Below are 12515 nucleotides of genomic sequence, written 5' to 3' on the forward strand. Positions count from 1 at the left end.
GCCGCGACCGCCACGGGCGGCCCTTCACGCCGGCAGGCGTCCGCGCCTCCGGGCCGTGCGGCCGCGCGTGCTACCATCCCGGCCATGCGGCGCCCCTTCTGTCTCTCGAGCGTCTACCTCCTCGCGGTCCTCGCGCTGTCGGCCCCGTTCATCACCGCCTCGCCGCTCGCGCCCGCCGAGCCTGTCCCCGAGGACAGCTGTGCGATCGAGGCCGTCGACCCCGCGCTGCTCGGCGTGTGGCACCGCTTCGACGCCCTCGCCGAGGGCGACCGCATGCGCTTCTGGTTCTTCCACGAGGGCGGCTTCGGCCTCTACCGCTACGGCAAGGTCGGCCTGACCAACACCCACAGCTTCGACTACAGCGCCGAGGGCGGCGTCCTCGAGCTGACCTTCCGCAAGACCGGCGAGCGCCGGCGCGTCCCCTACCGCCTCGAAGACGACGGCGGCCGCACCTGGCTGGTCCTCGACGACGACCCGCGCGAGGCCGGCGGCGCCCGCTACTTCAAGGCCCCGGCGGCGGCCACCGGCGCCCCCTGCTTCGACGCCTCCGAGGACATGTCCCGGGCGACAGGCTCCGAAGGACATGTTCCTGCGGCCAGCGACCGGATCGGCGGGCGGCTGTGGGGCGAGGAGGTCCGCTACGCCACCGGCGGCATGGGCTTCTCGATCTACCAGCTGCAGCCGCAGGCGATCGACGGCCGCGGCGTCGGCTGGCACCACCGCGGCGACTACGACGAGTGGACCACCGAGACCCTCACCTACCGCCAGCGCGGCGACCGGCTGGCGCTGTCGTTCCCGCTGCGCCACGACGGCCTCGAGACCGCGATCACCGTCAGCGGCAGCGGCGACGACCGCACGCTCCACCTCGCCGAGGACCCGCGCGACTTCTGGCGCGCCCACACCTACCGCGACATGGGCCCGACCTTCGCCGGCGCCGCCGCCCCGGCCGCCTGCCTGCCGCAGTAGCCGCCGCCGCTCCGGCCCGCCGACCAACCTGCTCTTTCGCACCTATCCCGAGTCACATGTCCTTGGAGCCAGACGACATCGCCGCCAACCTCGCCGCAGTGCGCGCGCGGATCGCCGCCGCCGTGGTCCGCCGCGGCCCCGGCCGCGAGCCGATCCTGATCGGCGTCGGCAAGAAGCAGCCCGCCGAGGCCGTGATCGCGGCCCGCCGCGCCGGCCTCGGCGACTTCGGCGAGAACTACGCCCAGGAGCTGGTCGCCAAGGCCGAGGCCGTCGCCGCCGCCGTCGTCCCCCCGCGCTGGCACTTCATCGGCCCGCTGCAGACCAACAAGGTCCGCAAGGTCGTCGGCGTCGGGGCGCTGGTCCACACCGTCGACCGGCCCGCCCTCGTCGACGAGCTCGCCCGCGAGGTCGCCCGTCTGCGGGCCGGTCGCGGCGCCACCGCCCCGCTCGAGCTCCTCGTCGAGGTCAACGTCGGCGACGAGGCGCAGAAGGCCGGCGTCGCCGCGGCCGAGCTGCCCGCGCTGCTCGACCTCGTCGCCGCCCGCCCCGAGCTGCGCTGCGTCGGCCTCATGGCGATCCCGCCCGAGGGCGAGCCGGAGCAGACCCGGCCGTACTTCGCCCGCCTGCGCGAGCTGGCGCGCCGCGAAGCCGCCGTCGCCCGCCCCGGCGTCGAGCTGGTCCACCTGTCGATGGGCATGAGCTCCGACTTCGAGGTCGCTATCGAGGAAGGCGCGACGATGGTCCGCGTCGGCACCGCGATCTTCGGCCCCCGCCCGCCGCGCGCCTGAGACCGCGCACCCCGGCCGATCCTCTCGAAGCGCACCGTGCTCGGCGACGCGACCAGGACCTCGGCGCCGCAGCGTCGCCGCGACCTCCCGCACACAGCGAGCGCCGCCGCGTCGCCCACGACCCGGCAGCAGGTTGCACACCGCGACGCGGCCGCCGTGAACACGACCCGCGACGCGCCGCCGACCGTCGCCGCTCGCCCATCCATTCTCGCGCCGACCACCTCCTCCTCGCCGGCGCCGGCGATCGTGACCGAGGGCAAGCGGCGCGGCGCCCGGCGCCTGTGTCTTCGCGCGGCGCGGCGTGCTATCGCAGGCCCGTGCCCAAGGCACCCCTGCTCGCTCCGCCCGGGCCGCCGACGCTCACCTTCCGCTGGGACGGCGCCCCCGTCGCCGCCTGCCCCGGCGACACCGTCGCCTCGGCGCTGATCGCCGCCGGCGAGCTCGCCACCAGCCGCAGCGCCAAGTACCGCCGCCTGCGCGGCCCGGCCTGCCTGCACGGCGGCTGCGGCACCTGCCTGGTGCGCGTCGACGGCCGGCCCAACCAGCGCGCCTGTCTCACGCCTGTCCGCGAGGACATGGTCGTCGAGCCGCAGAACACCTACGGCGGCCTCGACCCGACCGCCCTCGTCGACCAGATCTTCCGCCGCGGCATCGACCACCACCACCTCGTCGTCTACCCCCGGCTCGCCAACCAGATGATGCAGGGCGTCGCGCGCGAGCTGGCCGGCTTCGGCGAGCTGCCCGACGCCCCGCCCGAGGGCGCCGCCGGTCTCTTCGACCATGTCCCCGAGGTCCTGGTCATCGGGGCAGGTCGCTCCGGGCGCGCGCTCGCGGCCGCCCTCGCCGCCGCCGGGCGCCCGCCGCTGGTCGTCGAGCGCCGGGCCGCCGCCGCCCTGCCCGCCGCCGAGCGCCCGGCCCGGCTGCTCGCCGGCGTCGGCGTGTTCGCCTGCTACCCGCAGGAGCGGCTGTGGGCGGCCGCCTCCGAGCACCCGCCCGTGCTCCACCGGCTGCGCCCGCGCCACGTCGTGCTGGCCGTCGGCGCCCACGAGCCGACCATCCCGCTGGCCAACAACGACCTCCCCGGGGTCGTCTCGGCGCGTGGCCTCGCGGACATGCTCGAACAGACAGGTCGCCGCCTCGCCGCGCGCGTCGTCGTCGTCGGCGAGGGCCCGCGCGCCGAGCTGCTCGCCGCCGGCCTCGGCGCCGAGCGGGTCGCCCCGGCGCGCGTGCACAAGCTGCTCGGCGCCCGCCGGGTCAAGGGCGTGCAGCTCGACGACGGCAAGATCCTCCGCTGCGACCTCGTCGCCCTCGCCCCCGACCCCGCCCCCGCGTTCGAGCTGGCCGCCCAGGCCGGCGCGCCGATCCGCTTCACCGGGGCCGGCTTCGCCCCCGTCTGCGACCCCGACGGCCGGATCGCCGCCGGCCCGGCCGCCCACCCGCTCGAGGCCGCCGACGCCCAGACCGCCCCGCCGCCGCCGTGGACCCTGTGGGCAGTCGGCGAGCTGGCCGGCGCGACCACCCCCGCGGAGATCCAGGCCAGCGTCGACCGCTGCGCCGCCGCCCTCCTGCGCGCGCTCGCCGAGTCACCTGCTCCGGAGGACAGCCATGCCCGCGCCTGAGCCCCCGCGCCCGCACCTGTCCCCGCGGACAGGCGCCTCGCCCGCGCGCCTCCACCCGCACATGTCCCTGCGGACAGCCACTTCTCGACCCGCTCCGGGCCGCTGCGTGACCTCGGGCTTGCGCTCCCATCCGCCCCCGCGGACAGCGACCACCTCCACCATCCCCCGGCTCCGAGGCCAACCATGACCGCGCGCACCTTCGTCTGTCGCTGCGAGGACGTCACGCTCGGCGAGGTCGAGCGGGCGATCGCCGTCGGCCTCGCCGACGTCGAGGAGATCAAGCGCTACACCGGCCTCGGCACCGGCCCCTGCCAGGGCAAGGAGTGCCTGTCCGCGCTCGGCCGCCTCCTCGTCGCCCGCGGCCTCGTGCCGGCGGCGGCGCTGCGGCCGTTCACCGCGCGCCCGCCGGTCGAGCCGGTCACCTTCGGCGCCCTCGCGGCCGGCGCCACCGGCCCCGTCGCCCCGGAGGATCCCTCGCGATGACGGCAGTGATGGGCCGCCCCGACACCGCCCTGCCGGCCGACGTCGACGTCGCCGTGATCGGCGGCGGCATCATGGGCCTGGGGCTCGCCTACCACCTGGCCCTGCTCTCCGGGACAGGTGCGAAGGGCAAGCCGCCGCTGTCGGTCGCCGTCATCGAGCGCAGCTACCTCGTCAGCGGCGCCTCGGGCCGCAACGGCGGCGGCGTGCGCATGCAGTGGGGCGACGCCGGCAACGTCCGCTTGATGATGGACAGCATCGAGCTGTGCAAGGACCTCGCGCAGCAGCTCGGCATCAACTTGTGGTTCCGCCAGGGCGGCTACTTGTTCCTGGCGCGCAGCGAGGCCGGCGAGGTTCGGCTCGAGCGCAACGTCCACCTCCACGCCGAGGTCGGCGCGCCGACCCGCCTGCTCACCGCCGCCGAGGCGCAAACGATCGTCCCGCAGCTCGACGTCGCCGAGGTCCGGCTCGCCACCTTCAACCCCGAGGACGGCGTCGTCTTCCCCTGGGCCTTCGTGTGGGGTTACGCCGCCAAGGCGGTCGAGCGCGGCGTCCTCCTGCGCACCCACACCAGCGTCACCCGCGTCGAGCCGCTGGCCCGCGGCTACGCGCTGCACCTCTCGACCGGTGAGGTCGTGCGCGCCGCCCGGGTCGTCAACGCCACCGGCGCCTGGTCCGGCGCGCTCAACCGGCAGCTCGGCATCGACCTGCCGAACAGGCCGCACCGCCACGAGATCCTCTCGTCCGAGCCGCTCAAGCCGTTCCTCGACCCCCTGGTCGTCGACCTCTCGAGCGGCCTCTACTTCTCTCAGAGCACCCGCGGCGAGCTCGTCACCGGCATCAGCCTGCCCGACGCGCCCGACGGCAGCGACGAGAGCCTCACCCTCCACTCCAGCCTCCGCTTCCTCACGCACCTGAGCCGCACGCTCACGCGGCTGATGCCGATCACCGCCGCGATGAAGGTCCTGCGCCAGTGGGTCGGTCCCTACGACGTCTCGCCCGACGGCGACGCGATCGTCGGCCCCAGCCCCGGACACCCCGACTTCATTCAGGTCTGCGGCTTCACCGGCCACGGCTTCATGATGGCGCCGGCCGTCGGCCGACTGCTGGCGCGCTGGCTCCTCGACGGCGAGGCCCACCCGATGCTCGCGCGCTGGTCCCCGGGTCGCTTCGCCGCCGGGGGTATGGCCCGCCGCGAGGACATGATCATCGGCTGAGTCGCCGGGATCGGCCCCCCGAATAAACCGGTGCGCTTCGCCATGAACCATCGACCACGCGCGAAATCGGCGGCGCCGCCTCACGCGCCACGCGCCATGTGGGCCCGGGTCGCCCCCGCCTGGGCGGCCGTCGCAAGTGGCCTGCGGGCGCCCAGCCGCGCCTTCCGGCCCGGTGGCGGCGAAAGACCCCGGCGTTTCCCGACTCCCCCGCGGCCCCGCCGAGGCGCCATCACCGGGTTGCGACCGCCTGGTGCGCGTGCCCCTTCGCGGCCGGACTGCGATATCATCTCCGTCCGACCTCCGAGGTGCCATGGGCCCGTGCTTGCCAGCCGAATTTGTTCTGCCCTATCATCGGCGAAACATGCAGCCAGCGAAGGATAGCGCCCCATGGAAGTGACTTTCTGGGGCACCCGGGGCAGCATTCCAGTTTCCGGGCCGAAGTACGTGGAGTTCGGCGGGAACACCCCCTGCCTTCAGATCGGGCTCGAGAGCACGACGGACACCATCATCTTCGACTCGGGCTCGGGCATCCGCGAGCTCGGCATCCGCCTCGTACAGACTCGAGCCGCGCACTCGCGCGTCATCCACCTGTTTTTGACCCACGCACATTGGGATCACATCCAGGGCTTCCCGTTCTTCCCGCCGGCCTTCATGCCGGACTTCCGGCTCCACATCTACTGCACGAAGGACGCGCGCACGATCCTCGACCGCCAGATGTCGACGCCGTTCTTCCCCGTCGGCCTCGACGTGATGGGCTCGACCAAGCTGTTCCACCAGCTGCTCCCGCAAGAGGTCACGACCATCGCCGAGGCGACGCTGCGCCACATCCCGCTGCCGCACCCGCAGGAGAGCACCGCCTTCCGCATCGACGAGCGCGGCAAGTCGATCGTGTTCGCCACCGACACCGAGCACGCGCCCGACCACATCAACGAGACGCTGCGTGACCTGGCCGAAGGGGCAGACGTCCTGATCTACGACGCCCAGTACACCTCCGAGGAGTACAGCGCCGGCAAGCAGGGCTGGGGCCACAGCACCTTCGCCGAGGCCGTCAAGCTGGCCCGCGCGGCTCACGTCCGCAAGCTCGTGCTCTACAGCCACGACCCGACCCACGACGACGAGATGCTGCGCAAGATCGAGGCGGCCGCGCAGGAGCACTTCCCCAGCACCGTCGCCGCCCGCGACGGCATGAAGCTGACGCTCTGACCGCTTGTGCTGGCCGCCAGGACATGTCCTCGCGGCCAGGCCAGTCGGTCCTCGCTACGCGAGCTCGGTCCTCGCGCCTGTCGCTGCCGCTCAGGCGACCAGGCGCCCGACCGCGAGCGGCCCCTCGGCCCGCTCGACCTCGATCGACGTCGACCGCCCCAACAGCGCGTCGTCGCCGGCCGCCAGCACCGTCAATCCGTTGTCCGCGCGGCCGACCAGCAGCCCCGTCCGGCGGTGACGCGAGCGGTGGATCACCGCCGACACCCGCCGGCCGACCTGCCCCGCCGCGAACGCCTGCTGCTTCGCCGCCGACAACGCCCGCAGCGCCGCCGCGCGGCGCTGCTTGACCGCCGCATCGACCTGCCCCGAAAGACAGGCGGCGTCCGTCCCCGCCCGCGGCGAGTACGAGAACACGTGCAGGTACGCCAGCGGCAGCGACTCGAGCAGCGCATGGGTGCTCGCGAAGGCCGCCTCCGACTCGCCGGGGAAGCCGACGATCACGTCGGTGCCGACGCCGATCCCCGGCACGACCTCGGCGAGGCGAGGCACCAGCGCGCGCAGGTCGGCGGCCGTGTGGGCGCGACGCATCCGCCGCAGCGTGTCGTCGTCGCCGCTCTGCACCGGCAGGTGGAGATACCGGCACAGCCGCGGCTCGCGGGACAGCAGCGTCACCAGGTCGTCGTCGACCTCGTGCGGATCGACCGAGCCGAGGCGCAGCCGCGCCGCTCCGACGTGCGGCAGCAGCTCGGCGACCAGCCGCGACAGCGACGCCCGCGGCCGCAGATCGCGGCCGTAGATCCCGAGGTGCACCCCGGTCAGCACCACCTCGGGCACCCCGGCCGCCACCAGCTCCTGCAGCTGCGCGCGCACCTCGTCGGGCGCCACGCTCGCGCTGCGCCCGCGGACCTGCGGCACCACGCAGAAGCTGCAGCGGTAGTCGCAGCCGTCCTGGATCTTCAGGTAGGCCCGGCTGCGCCGCGGGTCGGCGGCGGGACGCAGCCGGGCCACGCGGACCCGCCGGGCCAGGTCGACCGGCGCGACGTGGATCTCGGGGACATGTCCTTTTCCACATGTCCCCGAGAACAGGTCCACCAGCCGCTCCTTCTCGCGGTTGCCGACCACCAGCGTCACCCCCGGCAGCGCCGCGGCCTCCTCGGGGGCGGCCGTCGCCCAGCAGCCGGTGACCACCACCTTCGCGCCGGCGCGCGCGGCCCGACGCACGTGCTGGCGCGCGTCGGCGTCGGCCTCGTGGGTGATCGTGCAGGTGTTGACGACCACCAGCTCGGGCGCGGCCTCGGCGTCGACGACCGTGTGGCCGGCCGCGCGGGCCATCTGTTCGAGGGCGTCGGACTCGAACTGGTTGAGGCGACAGCCGTGCGTGGCGAACGCGACGCGCATCAGAGCGGCACGACGATCGTGAACTCTTGCGGCGACTTGCGCGTGTTGACGAAGCGGACCTTGGTCTTGAACGCGCGCGCCAGGCACTTCGCCTCGGCGCTGGTGTCGTCCGACGTCGCCTCCGTCACACGCCCCTTCGGGCCGTCGACCTTGAGCCGCAACTTGTAGGTCTTGCCCTTCGGCGTGCTGATCGTCCGGCAGGTCTCGAACTCGGCGCGGTAGCTCTTCAGCGCCTGCGAGCGCTCCATCGGTCCGAGCACCTCGGGCCAGTTGGCGGACGCCTCCTCGCCCTTCGGCGCCGTGTCGGCCTTCTTGACCGGCGACGGCTTCTTGGCCGCGTCCTTCTTGGCCGCGTCCTTCTTGGCCTCGTCGTCGACGATGATCGTCTCCTCGGCTGGCTTCTTCGGCTCCGGCGGCGGCGCCTCGACCTTCGTCTCGGGCGGCGCCTCGACCTTCGCCTCCGGCGGCGCCTCGACCGGCGTCTTCGCCGACTCGGGCGTGCCCCCGGCGACCTCGCCCGCGCTGGTGCCCGCCGGCTGCGGATTCGGACCGTCGCTGCGGCTGAGCGCGCACACCAGGCCGACCACCAGCACCAGCACCGCCGCGCCGAGGCCGATCACCAGGCGCGTCAACATCTGCGCGTCCATCGTGCCGCCGCGCCACGGCAGCGACAGCGACGTCGGCCGCAGCCCGGACGAGCTGCTGTTGAGCCCCGTGGACAGCATCGACTCGTCCGGCGTCACCGGATTGGGCAGGCCCGCGAGCCCCGGCGCGCCGGCCCCCACGGCCAGGCGCGCCGCCTGGGCCGCCGCCTCGAGGTTGGTCGTCGTCGTGCGCCCGCCGTCGACCGAGGCGGTGCCGCGCGGCGTGGCCACGATCGCCTCGACCAGCTCGCCCATCGTCTGGTAGCGCTGGGCCTTGTCCTTCTCCATCGCCTTCAGGATGACCGCCTCGACCTCGACCGGGATCTCGGCCTCGGGCGCCAGCTGCCGCGGCGGCACCGGCTTGGCGTTCACCTGCTGCGACAGCACCCCGTACATCGTCTTGTCGGTGAACGGGAGATTGCCGGTGAGCAGCTGGTAGAGGATGCAGCCGACGGCGTAGATGTCCATCCGCTGGTCGGCGGGGTCGCCGTGGATCTGCTCCGGCGCCATGTACTCGGGCGTGCCGATCAGCGCGCCGACCTGCGTGAGCGGGTTGGTGCCGCCGTCGCGGTTCTCCTCGAGGAACTTGGCGATGCCGAAGTCGAGCACCTTGACGAAGTCGCGGATCCCGTTGCGATGGATCAGGAACACGTTCTCCGGCTTCATGTCACGGTGGACGATCCCGTGATCGTGAGCCGCCTGCAGCGCGCGACAGATCTGCAGCATCACCCGTCGGGCCCGCGCCCACGACATCGGCCCCTTCTTGAGGACCTTGCCGAGGTCCTCGCCCTGCAGGTGCTCCATGACGAAGTACGCCTGGTCGCTCGGCGTCGTGCCGAAGTCGATCACGTCGATGACGTTCTCGTGGCCGATCGTCGAGGCCGCCCGGGCCTCGCGGAGGAACCGCTTCCGCTGGTCGGGGCGGTTGGTGTAGGCCGGGTTCAGGACCTTGACCGCCACCTTCTTGCCGAGCGCGACGTGCTCGGCGAGGTAGACCTTGCCCATCCCGCCCTTGCCGATGAGGTCGAGGATCCGGTAGCGGTCGGCCAGGACCTGGCCGAACAGCGCGTCGCGCTTGGTCACCTTGCTCTTGGCGCCCGAGCTGCGCTGGATGGTGTCGTCTTCCTCGTTGTGGGGCTCGCCGTCCACGCTGGTCGGCTGTCCGTCGGCGGCCTCCTCGACGGACGCCCGTCCGACGTCGATCGAGAAGTGCGACGCCGAGACCTGGCCCTCGAGCGCTGCCTCATACTCCTCGGCCAGGTCCTCTTCGCCGCCCGGCTCCGAGCGAACCACGGGCGCCGCCGGGAGCGAATCCGGAGGATCCACGATCACCGCGGTGAACCGCGGCCCCGATCGATCCTCGCCAGCTTGGCCGGAGTCGCGGCTCCCTTCAGGGTTCGTCGCCATCGCGCTCGCAGGACGCTAGCACGGCCGGCGCGGGCGGAAAAGCTGGCGCCGACCCCGAGAACGCGCTGGCTCGGCCGCCAGCGCCCGCCACTGCCCGGGCGCGAGGCCCTCGACCGTCCACGGTCCGATCGCCCAGCGAACCAGACGCAACGTCGGCAACCCCACCGCGGCCGTCATGCGACGCACCTGGCGGTTTCGGCCCTCGCGCAGGACGAGCTCCAACCAGCAGGTCGGGATCGTCAGGCGCGTGCGAATCGGCGGTGTTCGCTCCCACAACGCCGGTGGGTCGACGAGCCTCACCTCGGCGGGTGCGGTCGGGCCGTCGCGGAGGACCACGCCGGCGCGCAGGCGGTCCAGCGCCGCCTCCGTGGCGATGCCCTCGACCTGCACCAGATAGCGCTTGGGCAACTTGTGTCGCGGATCACTGAGCCGGTGTTGCAGCGCCCCGTCGTCCGTCAACACCACCAGGCCCTCGCTGTCGAAGTCGAGGCGACCGGCGGCATACACGCCAGGCACGTCGATGAATTCGGCGAGGGTCGGCCGACCCTCGCGGTCGGTGAATTGCGTCAGCACCCCGTAGGGCTTGTTGAACAGGAGCACCTGCGACACGACGTTCAATTCTGACGCTGCCCCGGGTCTCGCGGCCGCCGCAGCGACGCTTGCATCCTCACGAACCTCGTGTTCGCCGCGCTGGCGGGCTCTGGGGGTGAGATCCCCCGGATCTTGGAGCGTAGCCGTGCCTGTGGCCTGGACGCCCTCGGTTCGAGGAAGTACCACAGTGCGACGGCGCCTGCGCGCCGCGGCTCGAAACGAGGAATCGTGAGCACCACCAGCTTCTCCGTCGACCTCCGCGATCTCCACTTCGTCCTCTTCGACCAGCTCGCCGCGCACGAGCAGCTCGCCGCGATCCCGCGCTTCGCCGAGCTCGACCGTGAGGTGTACGAGGCCACCCTCGACGAGGGCAAGCGCCTGGCGACCGAGGTGCTGGCGCCGATCAACGCCCCGGGCGATCTCGAAGGATGCACGATCGACGGCGACGGCAACGTGAAGACCCCGAAGGGCTACCGCGAGGCGTGGGACACCATGCGCGCCGGCGGCTGGCTGGCGGCCTCGGCGCCGAGCGAGCTCGGCGGCAGCGGCCTGCCCTTCACCATGCACGTCAGCCTGAGCGAGATGATGTGCGGCGCCTGCATGGCGTTCATGATGTACGCCGGCCTCAGCGTCGGCGCCGCGCGCGTGATCCTGGCCCACGGCCCGGCGGACACGCGCGAGATGATCGCCCGCAAGATGTTCACCGGCGAGTGGGGCGGCACGATGTGTCTCACCGAGGCGGGCGCCGGCAGCTCGGTCGGCGACAACCGCTGCCGGGCCACGCCGACCGACGAGCCCGGGGTCTACCTGCTCGAGGGCGAGAAGATCTTCATCAGCGGCGGCGACCAGGATCTCACGGACAACATCGTCCACCTGGTGCTCGCGCGCACCCCGAACGCCGGCAAGGGCACCAAGGGCCTGTCGCTGTTCATGGTCCCCAAGTACGAGTTCACCGCTGACGGCGCGCTCGGGGCCCGCAACGCCGCCAAGGTGCTGCGCATCGAGGAGAAGATGGGCATCCACGGCTCCTCGACCTGCGTGCTCGGCCTCGGCGGCGACGCGCCGTGCCGCGGCGTGCTGATCGGCCAGGAGAACCAGGGCATCGAGCTGATGTTCCTGATGATGAACGAGGCGCGGATCGGCGTCGCCGTGCAGGGCCACGCCGTCGCCGCCGCCGCTTACAACTACGCCCGCGGCTACGCCCGCGAGCGCATCCAGGGCCAGTCGATCCGCGAGGCCCGCAGCCAGGACGCCCCCAGCGTGGCGATCGTCCACCACCCCGACGTGCGCCGCATGCTGATGACCCAGAAGGTCTACACCGAGGCGATGCGGTCGCTCCTGCTGCGCATGGCGCTGATCGTCGACCGCGAGCACGGCAGCGAGGACGCGGCCGAGCGCGAGCGCCTGCGCGGCCGCATCGACCTGCTCACCCCGATCCTCAAGGCCACCTGCACCGACCTCGGCTTCGAGGTCGCCGTCGGCGCGGTCCAGGTCTACGGCGGCTACGGCTACATCGGCGAGTACCCCGTCGAGCAGCTCGTCCGCGACGTCAAGATCTGCTCGATCTACGAGGGCACCAACGGCATCCAGGCCATGGACCTGGTCGGCCGCAAGCTGCGGGTCGGCGGCGGCGCGCTGTTCATCGACTGGATGCAGGAGGCCCAGGGCCGGCTCGCCGCCGCCGCCGAGGCGGGCCTGAACGGCCCCGCCGAGGCCATCGGCAAGGCCGTGCAGCTGCTCGCCGCCAGCGCCATGCACCTCGCCGGCCTCGGCAAGGCGCGCAAGGTCGAGGCGGCGATGATCCAGGCCGTCCCCTTCACCCGCATGTTCGGCCTGGTGCTGCTCGCCATCGAGTGCGTCGAGCAGGCCCTCGTCGCCGCCCGCCTCCGCGAGGCCCGCGGCGACGACCCGCTGCTGGTCGGCAAGCAGCGCAACCTCGAGTTCTTCGTCGCCGCGCTCCTCCCGCAGGCGATCGCCCTCGGCAAGAGCATCCAGTCGGACGACGAGAGCCCGCTCGACCCGGCCCTGTTCACCTGAGCGTTCAGGCATGCTCCAAAAGACAGGGCCGTGAGGGCATGTCCCCGCGGCCCTGTTCGTTTAAACATTCATCGCCCATCCGCGTCGAGCATGCCTGCTGGCGAACGGAGACACGGCCGCGGCGCGGGAGGTGGTCGCCCGGGCGTGGGCGGCCTTCTTCACGTC

10 protein-coding genes are annotated in these 12515 nt (G+C 73.0%); 7 read left to right on the forward strand and 3 right to left on the reverse strand.

Annotation, left to right across the window (positions count from 1 at the left end):
* Positions 1-84 precede the first annotated feature (84 nt).
* The 6 genes from K7C98_RS33490 (at position 85) to K7C98_RS33515 (ending at position 6273) form a co-directional block, all read left to right on the forward strand.
* On the forward strand, positions 85-966 hold the full coding sequence (locus K7C98_RS33490) for a hypothetical protein (RefSeq protein WP_224195908.1): 882 nt from the start codon (positions 85-87) through the stop codon (positions 964-966).
* A 56-nt stretch (positions 967-1022) separates the two neighbouring features.
* Positions 1023-1754 (forward strand): YggS family pyridoxal phosphate-dependent enzyme, encoded by a 732-nt coding sequence (locus tag K7C98_RS33495; protein ID WP_224195909.1) that lies wholly within the window; start codon positions 1023-1025, stop codon positions 1752-1754.
* Positions 1755-2071: 317 nt separating this feature from the next.
* Complete coding sequence (locus K7C98_RS33500; RefSeq protein WP_224195910.1) at positions 2072-3373, forward strand: 2Fe-2S iron-sulfur cluster-binding protein; 1302 nt, start codon at positions 2072-2074, stop codon at positions 3371-3373.
* 183 nt (positions 3374-3556) lie between these two features.
* Positions 3557-3856 (forward strand): (2Fe-2S)-binding protein, encoded by a 300-nt coding sequence (locus K7C98_RS33505; protein ID WP_224195911.1) that lies wholly within the window; start codon positions 3557-3559, stop codon positions 3854-3856.
* Positions 3853-5070, forward strand: coding sequence for an NAD(P)/FAD-dependent oxidoreductase (locus K7C98_RS33510; RefSeq protein ID WP_224195912.1), 1218 nt, complete (start codon positions 3853-3855; stop codon positions 5068-5070). Before K7C98_RS33505 ends, K7C98_RS33510 begins: the two co-directional genes overlap by 4 nt.
* Positions 5071-5457: 387 nt before the next feature.
* Entirely contained in the window at positions 5458-6273 is an 816-nt protein-coding gene (locus K7C98_RS33515) for an MBL fold metallo-hydrolase (protein WP_224195913.1), read from the forward strand.
* A 90-nt stretch (positions 6274-6363) separates the two neighbouring features.
* Here the strand turns inward: K7C98_RS33515 and mtaB are convergent, their stop codons facing one another.
* The 3 genes from mtaB to K7C98_RS33530 all read right to left on the reverse strand — a co-directional run bounded on the left by mtaB (position 6364) and on the right by K7C98_RS33530 (position 10340).
* Positions 6364-7671: a tRNA (N(6)-L-threonylcarbamoyladenosine(37)-C(2))-methylthiotransferase MtaB gene (mtaB, locus tag K7C98_RS33520; RefSeq protein ID WP_224195914.1), complete on the reverse strand. Its 1308-nt coding sequence runs from the start codon at positions 7669-7671 to the stop codon at positions 6364-6366.
* Entirely contained in the window at positions 7671-9608 is a 1938-nt protein-coding gene (locus tag K7C98_RS33525) for a serine/threonine protein kinase (RefSeq protein ID WP_224195915.1), read from the reverse strand. Before K7C98_RS33525 ends, mtaB begins: the two co-directional genes overlap by 1 nt.
* 129 nt (positions 9609-9737) lie before the next feature.
* Positions 9738-10340 carry a pseudouridine synthase gene (locus K7C98_RS33530; RefSeq protein ID WP_431312848.1) on the reverse strand — a complete coding sequence of 201 codons (603 nt, stop codon included), beginning with the start codon at positions 10338-10340 and terminating at the stop codon, positions 9738-9740.
* Between the two features lie 201 nt (positions 10341-10541).
* Here K7C98_RS33530 and K7C98_RS33535 point away from each other — a divergent pair, with 201 nt between their 5' ends.
* Complete coding sequence (locus K7C98_RS33535) at positions 10542-12350, forward strand: acyl-CoA dehydrogenase (protein WP_224195917.1); 1809 nt, start codon at positions 10542-10544, stop codon at positions 12348-12350.
* The last annotated feature ends 165 nt before the right edge of the window (positions 12351-12515 follow it).

This window comes from Nannocystis pusilla, from assembly GCF_020073745.1.
Taxonomy (GTDB): Bacteria; Myxococcota_A; Polyangia; order Nannocystales; family Nannocystaceae; genus Nannocystis; species Nannocystis radixulma.

What these genes read in the sequence shown, in the direction of transcription:
- K7C98_RS33495 (WP_224195909.1), top strand. Translation starts at nt 1,023, where the DNA reads ATGTCCTTGGAGCCAGACGACATCGCCGCCAACCTCGCCGCAGTGCGC.
- K7C98_RS33505 (WP_224195911.1), top strand. Translation starts at nt 3,557, where the DNA reads ATGACCGCGCGCACCTTCGTCTGTCGCTGCGAGGACGTCACGCTCGGC.
- K7C98_RS33515 (WP_224195913.1), top strand. Translation starts at nt 5,458, where the DNA reads ATGGAAGTGACTTTCTGGGGCACCCGGGGCAGCATTCCAGTTTCCGGG.
- K7C98_RS33490 (WP_224195908.1), top strand. Translation starts at nt 85, where the DNA reads ATGCGGCGCCCCTTCTGTCTCTCGAGCGTCTACCTCCTCGCGGTCCTC.
- mtaB (WP_224195914.1), bottom strand. Translation starts at nt 7,671, where the DNA reads ATGCGCGTCGCGTTCGCCACGCACGGCTGTCGCCTCAACCAGTTCGAG.
- K7C98_RS33510 (WP_224195912.1), top strand. Translation starts at nt 3,853, where the DNA reads ATGACGGCAGTGATGGGCCGCCCCGACACCGCCCTGCCGGCCGACGTC.